The following is a 16968-nucleotide window of genomic DNA, read 5'->3' on the forward strand; positions in this document are numbered from 1 at the left end:
AGTCGGCGGGGCCCCCGGCTGTCGATTGGCTCCCCAACCGCAGGGAACAGGGAAAAGAGAAAGGGCGAGAAGAACGGGGTTCTTCTCGCCCTTTGGCGTGATGTGGGGTGAGGGCTACTCGTCCGTGGTCGTGGTGGTGCCCTCGGCGGTGCCGTTCTCGGAGTTCTCTGCGTCGGCGTCCTCATCGGACTTGGGCAGGCTCAGCGCGTGGATGGTGTCGGTGCTGGCGGCGAGGGTCGCCGCGGCCCACGGGTGCGCGCTCACGTCAGGGGAGGTGGGGTCGTAGACGGTGATGGAGCCGTCCTCGTTCTCGGAGACGAGGAGGATCCAGTGGGCGGTGCTGGTGATGGACCCGGCCTTGGTCTCGAGGAGGACGTAGGTCCCGGCGTCGAGCGCCTGCGACAGGTTGTCGGCGTTCGACGTGTAGCTCTTGTAGGAGAGGCCGAGCCCCTCGGCGGAGCTCTCGAGGAAGCTCGCGGCCATCGCGGAGTCGCCCGTCGCGGCCTCGGCCTCGCTTGCCTGCTGGGCGAGGTCGGCGGGGGACTTGTCGTTGTTGCCGGTGAGGCCCATGTAGGCCATTGAGAGGGCGGTGGGGCCGGAGCCCGTGATGGCGAGCGCACGACCGGCGTAGTCGACGTTGCCCCAGCGGGCATCCCAGCACCAGAGCTGTGGCGCCTCGCCCTGGGTCACGGCGTCGCCATAGGGCTGGGCGGTCTTCTCGGCGTCGGGGTAGGCGGCCACGAAGTCGATGGCCTCGGGGACCCTGAGGGCGAGCTCGAGCAGGCCCGCGTCCGCGTAGCGGTCGGCGGAGGCGGCGATGGCGGAGAGCTTCTCGTTGCGGTTGAGCTCCGTCGCAAACTGCTGCGTGAGCTCCTCGGAGACGCCGGCGGCGACGCGCGAGTCAATCTGGTTGCCGCTCTGCGCGGGCTCTGACGAGCAGCCGCGGACGCAGCTGGACACGCCCACGATCACCAGGACGAGAAGGACCACGGCAAGCGCGCCCAGGATGAGGAGCTGGCGGTCGATGCCGAAGATGCGGTTCCTTCCGCCCTGGAAGTTGATGCTGCGCGACCTGAGCGGGTAGCCGCCCCGGCCGCCCCGGCCACGATGCCCCCTCACGCCGCCGCCGCGCGAGCGGGTGCCGGTGGGGCCGTGATAGGTGGTCTGGCTCGGGACGCGTGCCCTGCTGTCCCCGGCCCCCGCATACTGGCGAGAGGAGCCGTTCATAGATGAGCCGCCCGAGCGGGGGCGGCGGTCGCGATCGGTGCGAGTCATTGTCCCTCCAGGGGATGTGCGCATGAGCGAGAGTAACCCTTATCGCATGATAGGCAGGCCCGGGGACCAATCTGTATGCCGGCAGGCAACAATTCGGGGAGCGGTATGTGTTACGTGCGGTTTGGTCTGACCTCAAGTTTGAGTTGAGTCGGCGGGGACGAAAAAAGGGGACCGGATGGCTCCGGTCCCCTCGTGACTACGCTGGCGGCTCGGGCGATACGTTGCCGCCCTCTCCCCCTGTTCCGCCCTCGTCCCCGCCGGTCACGGGAGGCGTGGTCTCGCCGCCGGTGCCGGACTCTCCGCCGGTTCCGGAGTCGCCACCGGTGCCGGTGTTGCCGCCGGTACCGGTGTTATCGCCGGTGCCGGGAGTGGGGTCGGGCGTGGGCGTGGTAGAGGGCGTGTCGGGCGTCGTGGGGACGACGGGCGTCGTGGGGCCGGTGGTCTCGCTCGACTCGTCGTAGCCGGTCTCCTCCTCGTACTCCTCCTCGTCCCAATCGTCCTCGTTGGAGGCCTGGTTGGTGCCGACGAAGGTCCACGAGTCGTTGGCCTTGTACGTGGCGTTGTGGTCGGAGGTGGGGAAGTCCTGGTAGGCCACGCCCTCGAGCGCCGCGTTCATGTACGCGGTCCAGATGGGCAGCGGGAGCGTCGCCGTGGTGCCGTTGGTGCCCTGGTAGCGAATCGTGCTGTTGTTGTCCTGGTGGCCGCACCAGACGACGGTCGTGAGCTGCGGGGTGTAGCCGCAGAACCAGAGGTCGCCGTAGTTCTCGGTCGTGCCGGTCTTGCCCGCCACGGGCTGGTTGGCGGTGAAGTAGTTGCGCACGTAGGTGGCCGAGCCCTTGGTGATGACGCCCTCGAGGACGCCGGTCAGGTCCTCGATGATCGCGGAGTCGACGATCTGCTCGGAGCTGTCCTGGTGCTCGTAAACGACGTTGCCGTTGCGGTCCTCGATGCGCGTGATCGCGATGGCGTCGCGGTGCACGCCGCCGTTGGCGAAGACGGAGTAGACCTCGGCCATCTCGAGCGGCGTGACCTCCTGGGTGCCGAGCGTGAGCGCGGCCACGGGGTTGATCTGGGAGTCGACGCCGAGCAGGTGGGCCGTCTCGATGATCTTCTCGTTCCCGATGGCCTGGGCGACCTGGGCGTAGCCGGTGTTGGACGAGTACGCGGTGGCGTCGGCGAGTGTGATCGTGCCGAGCTGGTCGTTGTTGATGTTGCTCGGGGCCCACAAGGGCGTGATCTGGATGGGGGAGTTGCAGTTGATGCGCACGGTGGGGCTCATGCCCTCGAGCATGGCGGCGCACAGCGTGATGGCCTTGAAGCTGGAGCCGGGCTGGCGGGCGTTGGTGGCGAGGTTGACCGAGCTCTGGCCGGCCTCGGTGTCGTTGCCGTAGTTCTGGCCGCCGACCATGGCCACGATGTGCCCGTTGGAGTTGTCCACCGAGACGAGGGCGCCCCTCAGCTGCTCGTCCCCGGACGCGGCAACGCGCTCGTTGACGGCCTGCTCGGCGGCCTGCTGCTTGGCGGGCTCGATCGTGGTGTAGACCTTGAGGCCGCCCTGCATGATGGTCTCGGACGAGAAGTCCTGGAGCAGGAGGTTGCGGACGTAGTCGGTGAAGTACGGGTAGGTGCCGATGGAGTCGGTCAGCTCGCCGGGGTTCAGGACGAGCGGCTCGGCGCAGGCGGCGTCGTACTCCTCCTGGGAGATGTCGCCCGCCTCGAGCATGCGCGAGAGGACGAGGTTGCGGCGGGAGACGCAGCTGTCGGGCTTGGTGAAGGGGTCGTAGAGCGAGGGGGCGTTGGGCAGGCCGACGAGGACCGCCGCCTCGGAGAGGGTGAGCTCGCTCGCATGCTTGTTGAAGTAGGTGATGGACGCAGCCTCGATGCCATATGCCCCGTTGCCATAGTAGATGGTGTTGAGGTACATGTTGATGATCTGCTCTTTGGTGTATTCCTTCTCAAGCTGGATGGCGATGTACGCCTCGCGCACCTTTCGCTTGAGGGACTGCTCGAACTGCTCGTCGGAGAGGACGGTGTTTCGGACGAGCTGCTGGGTGATCGTGGAGCCGCCGCCGGCGTCGCCGGAGCCCGTGATCTGGCCCACGACGGCGCGCAGGACGCCCTGCGGGTCGACGCCGTTGTGCTCGTAGAAGCGCTTGTCCTCGGTGTCGATGAGGCCCTTGATGACGTAGTCGGAGATCTCGTCCAGCGTGACGGAGCGACGGTTCTGGAGGTAGTACGAGGCTATCTCGTTCCCGTCCGCGTCATAGACGCGCGTCGGCTCGGCGAGGAGGTAGGCGTCGGCAGAGGTGTAGTCGGGCAAGTCCTCGAGCCATGCGCTCACCACGCCGCCGAGCGAGAGTGCGAGCGTCACGCAGAGCAGCGCGATGAAGCCGAGAACGCCCGCGATGCCAAACCCCACGAAGTGCGTGCGGGAGTGCGTGCGTGCTCTTCGGGTTCTGATCCCCATCTAGTCCTCCTGTCGGGGAGACCGGTCCATAACTGTCCAACATTATAGGAGGTTGTCGGCCCAGGTCTGTCGAGGGCGTTGCCCCTTCGCGTGCGAGTGAGGGCGCGCGCCGTCCTTCTCGCCGCGCCGCCCGCCGGGCGCGCCGCCAGGAAAATCGGCTCTGTCCTGCCCCTTTTCTGGACCTCTGCGCTATGCTAATACCTTATGCGGCCTCCTTGAGAGCCGCTTGGTAAAACGAAGGACCTATGGAGGACAGAGATTTGCTGCCAGTCGACGAGCAACTCAAGGTGATCACCTCCGGCACGATGCAGATCGTGCCGCTTGACGAGCTCAAGAAGAAGCTCGAGAAGGGCACGCCGCTCAACATCAAGCTGGGCGTCGACCCCACCAGCCCCGACCTTCACCTCGGCCACGCCGTGCCGCTGCGCAAGATGCGCCAGTTCCAGGACCTGGGCCACAACGTGACGCTCATCATCGGCAACGGCACCGCCCTCATCGGCGACCCGTCCGGCCGCGACTCCACCCGCCCGCCGCTCACCGAGGAGCAGGTCGAGGCCAACGCCAAGACCTACGTCGAGCAGGCCATGAAGGTGCTCGACCCCGAGAGGACCCAGATCGTCCACAACGGCGACTGGCTGAAGGGGCTCAACCTCGCCGAGATGCTGGGTCTCATGAGCCAGTTCAACGTGGCCCGCATCCTCGAGCGCGAAGACTTCCACAACCGCTACACCGAGGGCAAGTCCATCGCCCTGCACGAGTTCATCTACCCGGTGCTGCAGGCCTACGACTCCGTCGTGGTGAAGGCGGACCTCGAGATGGGCGGCAACGACCAGATCTTCAACCTGCTCGCCGGCCGCGACCTCATGCGCGCCATGGGCATGGAGCCGCAGGTGGCCCTCACGATGCCGCTCCTGGTGGGCACCGACGGCCACAAGAAGATGTCCAAGAGCTACGGCAACTACGTGGGCCTCACCGACGAGCCGGCGGACATGTACGGCAAGGTCATGTCCATCACCGACGAGCTGGTGCCGCTCTACTGGCGCCTGTGCTCCACGGCGGACATGGACAAGCTCGACGCCATCGACGCCGCCTTCGCGGACGGCTCCGCCGACCCGTACGCGCTCAAGCGCGAGCTCGCCGCCAACATCGTGGACCTCTACCACGGCGAGGGCGCCGGTGCCGCGGCAAGTGCCGCCTTCGACGCGCAGTTCAAGCGCGCCGAGGCCCCGGAGGACATGCCGGAGTTCCCGCTCTCCGTCGTCGAGGCGAACGACGAGGGCAAGGTCTACCTCGGCAAGCTCCTCGTTGAGGTGGGCATCGCCAAGTCCGCCGGCGAGGCGCGCCGCCTCGTGGACGGCGGCGGCGTCAAGATCAACGGCGAGGCCGTGGCACCCAAGTGCTACAACGTCGACCCCGTGCTCTTCTCGGCCGGCACGACGGTCCAGTCCGGCAAGAAGCGCTGGGCGCGCCTGGTGTAGGGCCCAAGACAGGGGAAGCGCGGGCGGGGTCGCGGCTGCGGCTCCGCCCGTGTCTGTGAGTTCGGGAAAATTAATCCGCCCTCTGAGCGCTCGGACCGACGTTTTCCCAGTTGGCATTTTGGCGAGAGCTCCACAGGGCGGATTAATTCTGGCGGGTGCGGTCAAGACGGCGCGCGAGAAGGGGGCATGATGGCGAGAGGGACCACGTTTCTGGAGGCCCACGGCGTGCCGGAGCTGCTGGCGCCCGCCGGCGGCCCCGAGCCGTTCAACGCCGCGCTCGCCGCGGGGGCGGACGCGATCTACTGCGGGCTGGGCAACGACTTCAACGCCCGTCGCGGCGCCCACAACTTCGATGACGAGTCGTTCGCCGCGGCGTGCCGGCGAGCCCACCTCGCCGGGACGCGCGTCTACGTGACCGTGAACGTTGCCGTCTCTACCGAGGAGATGCCGCGCGTGCTCGATCTCGTGCGCCGTGCGTGGGAGCTCGGCGCGGACGCCTTCATCATCCAGGACTGGGGCCTCATGGCGGAGATTCGCCGCCGGTGGCCGGAGGTGGAGACCCACGTCTCCACGCAGGCCAACGTGCACGACGCGCGCGGCGTGGCGTGGTGCCGGGACGCTTGGGGCGTCGACCGCGTGACCCTCTCGCGCGAGCTCTCGCTGGCGGAGATCTCCCGCATCGCGGAGGAGGGCGTGGAGCTGGAGTGCTTCGGCCACGGGGCGCTCTGCTTCTGCTACTCGGGCGTGTGCCTCATGAGCTCGCTCAACGGCGGGCGCTCGGCCAACCGGGGCCTCTGCGCCCAGCCCTGCCGCCTGCCGTATGACCTCATCGACGAGGGCGGCAACGTGATGGAGATTCCGGGCGTGGCCACGCAGGGCCTTCCCGAGAAGAGCCGCGGGGTGGGCGGCACGCGCCTGCTCTGCCCCAAGGACTACTGCACCGTGGACCGCCTCGCCGAGATGCGCGACGCCGGCGTGGGGTCGCTCAAGGTGGAGGGGCGCATGAAGGCCCCCGACTACGTGCTCTCCGTCGTGGGGGCCTATCGCGACGCGCTCGACGCCCTGGCGGCGGGAGAGGACTCCGAGGCCGGTGCGGCCGCGCGGCATCGACGCCTCAAGCGGGCCTTCAATCGCGACTTTACGGACAGCTACCTCTGGGGTCGCTCCGACAACGACATGATGAGCTACGAGCGGTCCAACAACCGGGGCGAGGTCGTGGGCGAGGTCGTGGGCTCGCGTCAGCTCGAGGACGCGGTGGTGCGCCGCGGGGGCAGCAACGGCGGCCGCGAGCGGATGCGCCGCCTCACGCGCGCCGACGTGGAGGTGCGTCTCACGGCGCCGGTGGACGAGGGCGACCTCCTGGAGCTTCGCCCGGTGGATGACCCGACACAGTTCCTCACCGCTCCGGCGCCCGCGGACGCCGCGGCGGGGGAGAGCATCATCTGCCGCGCGGCCCGCCCCATGCCCGCAGGCTCCGTCGTGCGCCTCATCCGCTCGCAGCGCGCGCTCGACGAGGCGGCCCGCGTGGCGGACAAGGACGTGGTGCGTCGTCGCCCGGTGCGCGTCAGCGTGACGGCGCGACTCGGTGAGCCCTTCTCCGTTGAGCTCTCATGCGTGGACGGTGCCGCCTCGGCCCGTGCGGAGGGCTTTGTCGTTGAGGCCGCCCGCACGCGCGAGGTCACCGGCGAGGAGCTGGTGGAGCATGTCGGCCGCATGGGCCAGAGCCCGTTTGAGCCCGTGGAGTGGGACGTGACGCTCGATTCCGGCTGCGGCATGTCCTTCTCCGCCGTTCACAAGGTTCGCGCTGAGGCGTGCGCGCTCCTGGAGGAGGCCATTCTCGCACCGTACGCGTGCAGAGGGGGCAGCCCGTGCAAAGGGGACAGTCACTTTTGCACGCCCGGGCGTGCAAAAGTGACTGTCCCCTTTGCACGGGCTGCCCCCTCTGCACGCCCCCTCGTCTCGCCCACGATCTGCGCGCTCGTGACCGCGCCGGAATGCGCTGAGGCGGCGCTTGCCGCCGGCGCGACGCGCGTCTACGCCCCTGCCGACGACCTCGCCGAGGGCGCGTGGCCCGAGGGGGTCATCCCCTGGCTGGACGAGATCTGCCGCGAGGCCGACCACGCGCGCCTGGACGGCTGGGTTCGTGCCGGCGAGCCCGTGGCGGCGGGCAACGTCTCGGAACTTGCGCTCGCTGTGGAGCGCGGCGCGCTGCCCGAGGTCCGCTCCTGCGTCCCGGTGCACAACGAGTCCTGTCTCGCGGCCCTGGAGGACGCGGGCGCGGCGGGCGTCTGGCTCTCCCCGGAGCTCACGCTCGACGAGGTCTGCGCGCTCGCCCGCGCGGCGCGCGTCCCCGTGGGCCTCTCGGTCCTGGGCCGTGAGCGCGTGATGACGAGCGAGCACTGCGTGCTGCAGGCGCTCGGCCAATGCATCCATGACTGCCGCCGCTGTGCGCTGCGTCGCCGCAGGCTCTCACTGCGGGACATCGACGGCCGCGAGCTCCCCGTCCGCACTGACGTCAACGGCCGGTCGCGCATCTGGTTCGGCCAGCCGCTCGACGCCACGCCGCAGGTGGACGTCCTTCTCGCCGCCGGCGTGTCGCGCCTGCTGGTGGACGCGCAGCTCATGGACGAGGAGGAGGTCGCGGCTGCCGTGGGACGCGTCGCGCGTGCGGTGGAGGCGGTCCGCGCCGGCCGCAAGCCCGCCCGGCGCCTCCCCGGCGCCACTTCCGGGCATCTTTTTGCCGGCATTGGGTAACATGGTCTTCGAACGCAAGCACAAGCTGCCTCCCGGGTCCCATGCGCCGGGCGAGGCATGAGGAAAGGACATCCCATGGCCGTTGATCGAGCCCTTCTCGACGCAACCCTCGACGTCATCCGCCAGAGCCTCCAGGCCGACGGCGGAGACGTCGCCCTCATCGACTGCACCGACGACGGCGTGGTCACCCTGGAGATGCAGGGCGCCTGCGCCGGCTGCCCGCTCTCCTCCCTCGACATGTCCGAGGGCATCGAGCGCATCCTGCGCGAGCACGTCCCCGGCGTGACGCGCGTCCAGCCCGCCGCGTTCTAGCACGGGGCGAGAAGAACGTGTTCCTGAACGACCTCTATCACATGCTCGACCCGGTGGCCTTCTCGCTGGGGCCGATTACGGTGCGCTGGTACGGCATCGCGTACCTGCTCGGCTTCATCTGCGCCGGGGTGGTGATGTATCGTACGGCGCGCCGCTGGAAGCTCGGGCTTACCGTCGACGACGTCTTCTCCATCGTGATTGGCGTGGTCTTTGGCATTATCATCGGCGCGCGCCTGTTCTATGTGATCTTCTACGTCTGGGGCGCGGGGCTCAGTCTCTCCAGCCCGCTTGAGATCTTCGCCACTTGGGAGGGCGGCATGAGCTTTCACGGCGGGCTCGTGGGCGCCGTGGTGGGCGGCGCGCTCGTGTGTCGGCACTACGGCATCTCCGTGCCGACGGTCTGCGACCTCGGCGTGATCGGAGCGCCGCTCGGCCTCTTCTTCGGCCGCTGCGCCAACTTCGTAAACGGCGAGCTCTGGGGCAAGGAGACGGACCTCCCCTGGGGCGTCATGTTCGAGACGGGCGGCAACGTGTACCGCCACCCCTCCCAGCTCTACGAGGCCATCCTCGAGGGCCTGGTGATCTTCGCGGTGCTCTACCTGCTGTCCCGTCGCGTGCCGCCGCGCCCGCAGGGGACCTTCATGGGGACGTTCCTTGTTCTCTATGGCGTGTTCCGCTTCCTCGTGGAGTTCGTCCGCGTGCCTGACGCGCAGCTCGGCTACCTCTTTGGCCCCATCACGATGGGCCAGCTTCTGAGTCTGCCGCTCGTCCTTCTCGGCATTGTGGTCCTGGTGGCGGCCCATCGCCTCAACCGACCGCAGGTGGGCTATCTGGCCTAGGGGCGCAGCCCGACAAACGCGACGGGGCCGTCTGCCATGAGTGATTTCATGACAGACGGCCCCGTCGCTTTGTCGGGAACGGTGTCTTCTCGTTCGTTGGGCAGTGCATCAACTGGAAGGCGTGCCCTACCGTTCGCGGAGAATAACTGCCCGCTCACGGTAATCACCTGTGTCCATATCAGGGTGGATTATCTCAATGCCGAATCATCGCACCTCTGTCTACCAGCGGTTTCTTATTCGTTTTGTACTGAAATTAAATCGTTCCGGTACGATTTGACAACAGTTACATCATCACATACATTTCATCCCGAAACGCGCATATAACACCTGCTACTGATACTCGCCAGCATGCCCGTGGGAAGCGCGGGCAATGATATCGGAGGAGGTTTTTACGCCATGGAAGAGAAGCCGACCAAGATTTTGCTGCTCACTCACGGGGGTTGGGGAGAGTCTCTTACGGAGAGTCTCAGGATGATCCTCGGCGCTATCGACTGCGTTCACGAGATTGCCCTCAGGCCGTCGTACACGCTTCCGGAGTACATGGGCATGGTCCGAGAGTACGTGGACACCATCTCGCCTGACTCCCTCATCATCACCGACCTCTTTGGGGGCACACCTTCCAACGTTGCGGCTGCCATCGGAAACCAGACGGGCATCAAGGTCTTCTGCGGACTCAACGCTCCGATGCTGCTGGAGGCATGTGTCGAGCTTCAGGGTGACGGCACGCTCGACTTTGACACGATCCTCGCTGCGGGTGCCAGTGCCTGCAAGGATGTTGTTGCTGAAGTCAAATCGAACATGAAGTAGAGAGAGGAGGAAAGATGGGAAACATTGTTCTGACGCGCGTTGACTCTCGTCTCATTCACGGACAGGTCATGACCAAGTGGGTCAATCAGGTCCGGGCAAACAAGATCGTGGTCGTGAGTGACGAGCTTGCCGCTGATGAGTTCATGAGGAGCATCTATCTCATGTCAGCGCCGACGGGCGTTGAGGTCGTGTGCCTCTCCGAGGCTCAGGCTGCCGAGAGCTACGCTGCCGACGTTTTTGGCTCGGGCAACGTGCTCCTGCTGCTTCCGAGCCTCAAGGCCTTGAAGAACATCTATGACCAGGGCGTCAAGGTTGATTCGGTTCAGGTCGGCGGCCTTGGCGGCGGTCCTGAGCGCAAGGTCGTCTTCCAGAACATCACGCTGGACGACGCCGATGCCGTCATTCTCGACGAGCTCGCTGCCTCAGGCGTCAAGATCGTCTTCCAGACGATTCCCGAGGACGCCCCGCAAGACGTCGACTCTATTCTCAAGAAGTACCGCGGCTAGAGCGGTCGGACTCCGCGCGCCCCTGAGGTGCGCAGACAACCCGAACTGAACGTCTATATCCCTTAGGAGGTACCTAGATGGGTACTATGGGCATCGCAATCGCGATGGGCATCTACTACTGGTTTGCCCGTCTGCGCTTTGGCTACACCCTCTCGAGCGCCCTTCTCCAGCCGGCGACGATCGGCGTGTTCGTCGGTCTTCTCACCGGTGAGATGATGCTCTCGATGCAGATCGGTGCCGCACTTCAGCTCGTCTACCTCGGCGTCACGTCGACGCCCGGTGGTAACGTCCCCAATGACCCGTGTCTGGCCGGAGTCATCGCAATCCCGCTTGGCGTCATGTCCAACATGAGCCCTGAGTTGGCGGTTGCCCTTGCTGTCCCGTTTGGCGTCATCGGTGTGTTCGTTGACCAGCTGCGTCGCACCACCAATGCGATCTGGGTGCACATGGCGGATAAGTATGCGGAGGATGCCAACACTGCCGGCATCATGCGCTGCGCGTTCGTGTACCCCGCCCTTATGGGCTTCTTGATTCGCTTCCCGTTCGTCTTCGTGATCGACCTGTTCGGCGCCGAGTGGGCCAACGCCCTTATCGCCGCACTGCCCGAGGTCCTCATTCACTCGTTTGAGGTCATGGGCGGCATCCTGCCCGCCCTCGGCTTTGCTCTGACGATCATGGTCATTGGCAAGAAGGAGCTCATCCCGTTCTTCTTCCTCGGCTACTTCGCCGTTGCCTACCTTCAGATCCCCGTCATGGGCATGGCCATCTTCGGCCTCATCATCGCCCTCGTCCTGCGCATGATTCTCTATCCCGATACGGTCAATGCCCAGGTCGTCTCGGGTGGCGATAAGGCCGTGGAGACGGCAAAGACCGGGCTTATCACCAAGAAGGACGTCACCAAGTCGTTCTGGATCTACTACTTTGGCTGCGAGCTCTCCAACTCCTATGAGCGCCTGCAGAGTCTGGTCTTCTGCGCCTCGATGATTCCCACGCTCAAGAAGCTCTATCCGGCGAAGGAGGATCTGGCGGACGCCCTCAAGCGCCACCTTGCCTTCTTCAATACCGAGGGCTCGCTCGGCGGCATCATCCAGGGCATCTCCATCGCCATGGAGGAGGAGAAGGCAACCGAGAAGAACCTGCCCGGGTCGGCCATCACCTCCATCAAGACCGGTCTCATGGGGCCGATTGCCGGCATGGGCGATGCCATCGTGTGGGCAGTGGTCATGCCAATCATCTACGGCATGTTCATTCCCTTCGCGGAGCAGGGCAACGCTCTCGGTGGCATCGCGCCGCTGATTCTGTGGCCCGGCGTCTCCATCGCCATTCAGTACTTCATGACGCAGCGTGGCTACAAGCTGGGCCGTGAGTCGATCACCGGCCTCCTGCAGTCCGGCGTGATGCAGTCCATCATCTTTGCCGCCAACGTCCTTGGTCTCATCATGATGGGCGCGCTGTCCAGCTCTTACATCGCGATCTCCAGCCCGCTTGAGATTACGATGGGCGCAGGCAACGTCATCGGCATCCAGTCCATCCTGGACTCCATCGCTCCCGGCATCCTGCCGCTGATCGCTGTCTTCGCCATCTACTTCTACATGCAGAAGAAGGGACCGCGCTATAACGTCATCCTGATCGCCATCGTCCTCGTCAGCGTCGTCTGCGCCGTTTGCGGCATCCTCTAGTCAACGACGCTCCATCCAGGCCGGCGCCGCGCTCACTGGCCGCGGTGCCGGCACCTGCCTAGGGAGTGACACACATGAGCATCTACCAGGAAATTGGGCTGAAGCGCGTCGTTAACGCCTCTGGTCGGGTGACGGTGCTGGGCGTCTCCACGTTCAGCGATAAGGTTGCCCGCGCGGCGGTTGAGGCCGGTCAGTCGTACGTCGTGATCGAGGATCTCATGACTCGCGCGGGGGAGCTCATCTCAGAGCACACTGGTGCTGAGATGAGCTGCGTTGCCCCGTGTGCGTCCGCGGCGATAGCGCTCACGGTGGCGGGGCTCGTCACCAAGGGCCGCTATACCGATATGATGCGCCTCCCCGACTCGTCTGGTCTCGCAAATGAGGTGGTCCTGCAGAAGGGGCATTCCATCAATTACGGGGCGCCCATCCCCACGATGATTCGTTTGGGCGGAGGCGTCCCCGTCGAGGTCGGTCAGGCGAACGAGGTTCATCCCGAGGACATAGAGGAGGGCATTACAGACAAGACCGTTGCGCTTCTCTACGTCAAGAGCCATCACTGCGTCCAGAAGGGCATGGTGGACATCGAGACCATGCGTGACATCGCGCATGCGCACGGCCTGCCCTTCATGATGGACTGCGCGGCCGAGGAGGACTTCCGCAAATACGTCGATCTGGGCGCTGACATCGTCTGCTACTCCGGAGCCAAGGCTCTCGAGGCCACCACATCGGGCTTCGTCACCGGCAAGCGCGCCTATGTCCAGTACGTGCAGCCGCAGTACCACGGCATCGGCCGCGCCATGAAGGTGGGCAAGGAGCAGATTATGGGGCTTCTTGCCGCGCTCGACCAGTACGAGGAGCGTGACCACGACGCCGAGGTTGCCGCCAATGTTGCCAAGGTTGACTACCTCGTGGAGCAAATCGGCCGCATCCCCGGCCTTGCGGCCGAGAAGATCCAGGACGAGGCCGGTCGTGCCATCTATCGCTGCCGTGTTACCTTTGACGGCTCCCAGCGCGCCGGGCTTTCAATGGAGGACGTCAACGTGCAGCTTCGGTCCGGCGATCCCGTTGTCTGGGCGCGTACGGAGTTTCTCAACCTCGGAAAGATTGACTTCGACCCCCGCCCGCTCGGAGAGGGCGACAAGGAGCTCATCGTCGATCGTCTACGTGAGATTATGGAGGACTAAGTAATGGGCATGAACTACTATAACGACCGCGTTGTCCTCAACGTTCTGGGAGGCTCCCTCGAAAACGCGCGCGAGCTGTACCAGGTTGCCGAGGGGCACGTTGCCGTGGGCGTTCTCACGGCTGATTACCCCACGGTCGAGGCCTACGTCGAGGATGCCAACCGGTACATGGAAGTTCTCGAGGGCAACCTTTCCGTTGGCCTAGGTGGCGGTAACCCCAACCAGTGGCGTGCGGTTGCCGAGGTGGCAAAGCATGTTAAGGCCAATCACTTCAACCAAGCCTTCTGTGCCGTGGGCTGGACTCGCGCCAACCTTGACGGTGCGCCCTGCCACGTCAACGCCATGGTGGCCCCCTCGGGGACCCCGGGTCTCGTCAAGATCTCCACGGGCCCGCTGTCCAAGGACTGCGAGAAGCCCGCGCTCGTCGATGCCGACACGGTCGTGGCCATGGCCAAGGAAATGGGGGCGGACTCCCTCAAGTTCTTCCCGATGGGTGGTCTCAAGGTCGCAGACGAGCTCAAGGCGGTGGCCGAGGCCTGTGCCCGCCACGACTTTATCCTCGAGCCCACAGGCGGCATCGACCTGGACAACTTCGAGCAGATCATGAAGATCATTCTCGACGCCGGGGTTCCCAAGGTCATTCCGCACGTCTACAGCTCTATCATCGACAAGGCGACGGGCAACACTCGTCCCGAGGACGTCGTCGCTCTCATGGATAAGGTCAAGAACCTTATCTAAGTATTGCGCACAGTTGGTTCAATGCAGTTCTCGGCTATATACTTGTGTCTTGCCTAAAATGCGGGCTCCGGCCATCGGGGCCCGCATGCGGGCAACCGGGGAGATGATGCCGCGCGCGGCGTCGGGTGCAAGGAAGAACACGTGCCAAAGTACAAGGCTATCGTCAAGGAAATCGAAGAGGCGATCAAGCGCGGAGAGCTCAGGCCTTATGACCAGCTGCCCACCGTGGTGGAGCTCACGAAGAAATATCATGTGAGCCGCACGACCATCGAGCAGGCCATGGACGAGCTTGAGAAGCGCGGCCTCGTCTCGCGCAAGCGTGGGTCGGGCGTCTACGTCAAGAAGGTCGCGACCCCCTCCTTTGCCAAGCCTCTCAATACGGTTTCCCTGACGGATGACATAGACCGGGACCTCGCTGAGAATCCCGAGTGCTCGGTGCATGAGTTCACCGTGCTCAAGCCCGATGAGCATGTCCGGCATGAGCTCGGGCTTCATGAGTTCAGCTTTACGTTCTATATCGAGCGTTCTCATCTTCATCAGGGCTCCCCGCTCGACATGCAGTACCTCTACTATCCGGTGGAGATCTTCCGTGACATCCGCCTCTCTGCCGCAGAGACGAGCGTGCGTCCTTGGATTGCCGAGAACTATGAGGTTACGCCCGACAGCTATCACAAGACGCTTCGTGCCGTGACTGCCACTGAGCGGGAGTGCCAGATTCTGGGCGTTGCCGCGGGAAGCCCCCTGCTTGAGATTGAGCAGGTTGGCTATCTCGACGATGGCCGACCCTTCGAATACCTGGTTTCGCACTTCCCCGGTGACCTAGCGGAGTATCAGACGGTGGATTCTGACTCGCTGCCTGTCTAGGCTCCTCCGGCGGTGCGGCACGGCGTCTCATCCTCAGGGGAGAAGAGATGATTCAAGCCGCGATTTTTGACATGGACGGCCTCATGGTCGATACCGAGCCAATATGGGCGAGTGCATGGCCGCCGGCCTTCGCTCGATATGGCCTCACGGTGGCTCCCGGGCTAGTGGAGGCCTGCGTCGGCAGCTCCTACGAGCGGATTTCCGGTCTCGTTTCTCAGGCATATGATGGCAACCCGGATGCACAGAGGGCCCTGGACGATCATTACGAGATAGGCGCGGAGCGCTTCATTGCCTCCGGCGCGCCCAAGAAGCCCGGCCTCGACGAGCTGCTCGCCTGGCTGGTGGGGCGGGGCATCCCCTGTGCGGTTGCCTCGTCTTCGGAGCGGCGGGTCGTGGAGGCGAATCTGCGGCATGCGGGCGTCGCGAGCCGCTTTGATGCCCTGGTAACCGGAGATGATGGATATCCGTCAAAGCCCGCTCCTGACATCTTTCTCGGTGCAGCCGCGCGCCTGGGCTCCGAGCCTGCGCACACCCTCGTGCTTGAGGACAGTCCCTCGGGCGTTACCGCAGCGAATGCCGGTGGCTTCATCACGGTCATGGTTCCCGATCTGATTGAGCCGAATGACGAACTTCGCGGCCGTTGCGCCCGTGTGTGTCGCGACCTTATCGAGGTGCGTGACCTGCTCGCCTCCGGCTGGGAAGGGTGACGAGAGGCTAAGACCTTACAAACGCGACGGGGCCGTCTGTCATGAGTGATTTCATGACAGACGGCCCCGTCGCGTTTGTCGGGCTGTCAGGGGGCTATGCCGCGCGAGCGCTGTTCTCCGGCGTGATTTCCATGCTCTGGAAGCGATGCTGCATGTAGGCGTCGTCGTAGTGCTCGGCGTAGAACTCCTCCACGGGCGAGCTCGGCGCGAGGCCGCTCTCGCGCTGGTACCAGCACTCGAGGGACTGCAGCGTCATGACGCCGTTCACCAGCATGAGAATCGCGCAGAGCGTGGTGAAGGAGTAGCGCGCCTGCCAGGGGATGAGGTTGATGAGCTTCAGGAGCCACGGCAGGCAGAACTTGATCCACACAAAGCCGAGCGCGCCCCACATGCACATGAAGAGGGTGCTCGTGCGGCCGCCAAAGAGGACCGCGATGGGGTCGGGGAAGAGCCCGAAGATCGTGGAGCCCGAGTAGTCCCAGGCCACGGCGCCAAAGCCGACCTGCATGAACCAGGAGACCGCCGCCTCAAAGAGCCCGCCGATCACGGCCGACACGAGGAAGATCACGATGGGGTTGGCCTTGTAGAAGCGGTTGAGCGCGATGGTCATGAGCACGGCGCCAAACCCGTAGATGGGGGAGAAGGGCCCGTAGAGCATGCCGGCGCGGTCCTGGTAGACGCCGGGGTCCACCACGACCATGTGATACACGGTCTCGATGATGAGCCCGAGCACGCAGCACACCACGAAGACCCAGAACAGGTTGAAGAAGTCGAGCTCGATGAAGCCGCGGTCGCCCTTGGCGCGACCGAGCGTGCCGTCCTTGGCGGCCTCCTCGGTCTCCATGTCACGGAGCTTGCGCTGCAGGCGGCGCTCGGTGATGAGCGTGGGGTCGATGGTGGCGGAGATGACGAGAAGGACCACGAGCCGCACGCCGTCGTAGATGAGGTTGTCGCCAAAGCCGTTGAGCATGATCTCGAGGATGAGGTTGATGATGCCCACGCCGATGAGCGCGTAGGCGATCTGCGCCACGTGCCGGCGCCGGTCGCGCAGCACGAGCACGCCAAAGAGGATGTACCCCGCCGCTCCGACGGCGAGCATCACCACCTGCATGATCATGAGCGTCATCGTGAGCGTGACGTCATGGCTCTCGCGGAAGAGGCTGACGCCGTACTGGGCGAGCGGGATGGCGATCAGCGCCACCAGGGCGAGCACCGCCGCCGCCGTGAGGAGGCAGTAGATGCCGTAGATCTTGAGCAGCAGGGGGATCTTTCGCTTTTCCACGGGGATGGCGTCTGACATGGGGGAGTCCCTTTCTGGGAGCCGGGGCGCTGCCCCGGGGCGTGTGGTGCCCACAGTC

General features: G+C 65.1%; 14 protein-coding genes. 11 read left to right on the forward strand and 3 right to left on the reverse strand.

Annotated features, from left to right (window positions below; translation table 11 throughout):
- Positions 1 to 114: 114 nt before the first annotated feature.
- Both ACULPM_RS01360 and ACULPM_RS01365 read right to left on the reverse strand, forming a co-directional pair.
- Entirely contained in the window at positions 115 to 1275 is a 1161-nt protein-coding gene (locus tag ACULPM_RS01360) for a hypothetical protein (RefSeq protein ID WP_445330754.1), read from the reverse strand.
- Positions 1276 to 1471: 196 nt separating this feature from the next.
- On the reverse strand, positions 1472 to 3742 hold the full coding sequence (locus tag ACULPM_RS01365; RefSeq protein WP_445330755.1) for a transglycosylase domain-containing protein: 2271 nt from the start codon (positions 3740 to 3742) through the stop codon (positions 1472 to 1474).
- A 260-nt stretch (positions 3743 to 4002) separates the two neighbouring features.
- Between ACULPM_RS01365 and tyrS the strand changes: the two genes are divergently transcribed.
- The 11 genes from tyrS to ACULPM_RS01420 all read left to right on the forward strand — a co-directional run bounded on the left by tyrS (position 4003) and on the right by ACULPM_RS01420 (position 15610).
- Entirely contained in the window at positions 4003 to 5220 is a 1218-nt protein-coding gene (gene tyrS / locus ACULPM_RS01370) for a tyrosine--tRNA ligase (protein ID WP_445330756.1), read from the forward strand.
- Between the two features lie 189 nt (positions 5221 to 5409).
- Positions 5410 to 7974 carry a peptidase U32 family protein gene (locus tag ACULPM_RS01375; RefSeq protein WP_445330757.1) on the forward strand — a complete coding sequence of 855 codons (2565 nt, stop codon included), beginning with the start codon at positions 5410 to 5412 and terminating at the stop codon, positions 7972 to 7974.
- 75 nt (positions 7975 to 8049) lie between these two features.
- Positions 8050 to 8286, forward strand: coding sequence for a NifU family protein (locus ACULPM_RS01380; RefSeq protein WP_075279653.1), 237 nt, complete (start codon positions 8050 to 8052; stop codon positions 8284 to 8286).
- A 17-nt stretch (positions 8287 to 8303) separates the two neighbouring features.
- On the forward strand, positions 8304 to 9125 hold the full coding sequence (gene lgt / locus ACULPM_RS01385; protein WP_445330758.1) for a prolipoprotein diacylglyceryl transferase: 822 nt from the start codon (positions 8304 to 8306) through the stop codon (positions 9123 to 9125).
- 396 nt (positions 9126 to 9521) lie between these two features.
- Positions 9522 to 9932 carry a PTS sugar transporter subunit IIA gene (locus ACULPM_RS01390; protein WP_167930969.1) on the forward strand — a complete coding sequence of 137 codons (411 nt, stop codon included), beginning with the start codon at positions 9522 to 9524 and terminating at the stop codon, positions 9930 to 9932.
- A 14-nt stretch (positions 9933 to 9946) separates the two neighbouring features.
- Positions 9947 to 10438 (forward strand): PTS system mannose/fructose/N-acetylgalactosamine-transporter subunit IIB, encoded by a 492-nt coding sequence (locus tag ACULPM_RS01395; protein WP_445330759.1) that lies wholly within the window; start codon positions 9947 to 9949, stop codon positions 10436 to 10438.
- A 77-nt stretch (positions 10439 to 10515) separates the two neighbouring features.
- The gene (locus ACULPM_RS01400) at positions 10516 to 12117 is read left to right on the forward strand and encodes a PTS system mannose/fructose/sorbose family transporter subunit IID (RefSeq protein ID WP_445330760.1); all 1602 of its coding nucleotides are present in this window, start codon (positions 10516 to 10518) and stop codon (positions 12115 to 12117) included.
- 74 nt (positions 12118 to 12191) lie between these two features.
- Entirely contained in the window at positions 12192 to 13301 is a 1110-nt protein-coding gene (locus tag ACULPM_RS01405; RefSeq protein WP_417802908.1) for a DgaE family pyridoxal phosphate-dependent ammonia lyase, read from the forward strand.
- Positions 13302 to 13310: 9 nt separating this feature from the next.
- The gene (dagF, locus tag ACULPM_RS01410; RefSeq protein ID WP_445330761.1) at positions 13311 to 14039 is read left to right on the forward strand and encodes a 2-dehydro-3-deoxy-phosphogluconate aldolase; all 729 of its coding nucleotides are present in this window, start codon (positions 13311 to 13313) and stop codon (positions 14037 to 14039) included.
- Between the two features lie 141 nt (positions 14040 to 14180).
- The gene (locus tag ACULPM_RS01415; RefSeq protein ID WP_445330762.1) at positions 14181 to 14903 is read left to right on the forward strand and encodes a GntR family transcriptional regulator; all 723 of its coding nucleotides are present in this window, start codon (positions 14181 to 14183) and stop codon (positions 14901 to 14903) included.
- Positions 14904 to 14950: 47 nt separating this feature from the next.
- Positions 14951 to 15610 carry an HAD family hydrolase gene (locus ACULPM_RS01420; protein WP_445330763.1) on the forward strand — a complete coding sequence of 220 codons (660 nt, stop codon included), beginning with the start codon at positions 14951 to 14953 and terminating at the stop codon, positions 15608 to 15610.
- Between the two features lie 94 nt (positions 15611 to 15704).
- Here ACULPM_RS01420 and ACULPM_RS01425 read toward each other — a convergent pair whose 3' ends face one another.
- On the reverse strand, positions 15705 to 16910 hold the full coding sequence (locus ACULPM_RS01425; RefSeq protein ID WP_445330764.1) for a putative ABC transporter permease: 1206 nt from the start codon (positions 16908 to 16910) through the stop codon (positions 15705 to 15707).
- Between the last annotated feature and the right edge of the window lie 58 nt (positions 16911 to 16968).

The sequence above is a fragment of the Thermophilibacter sp. ZX-H3 genome, from assembly GCF_052599055.1.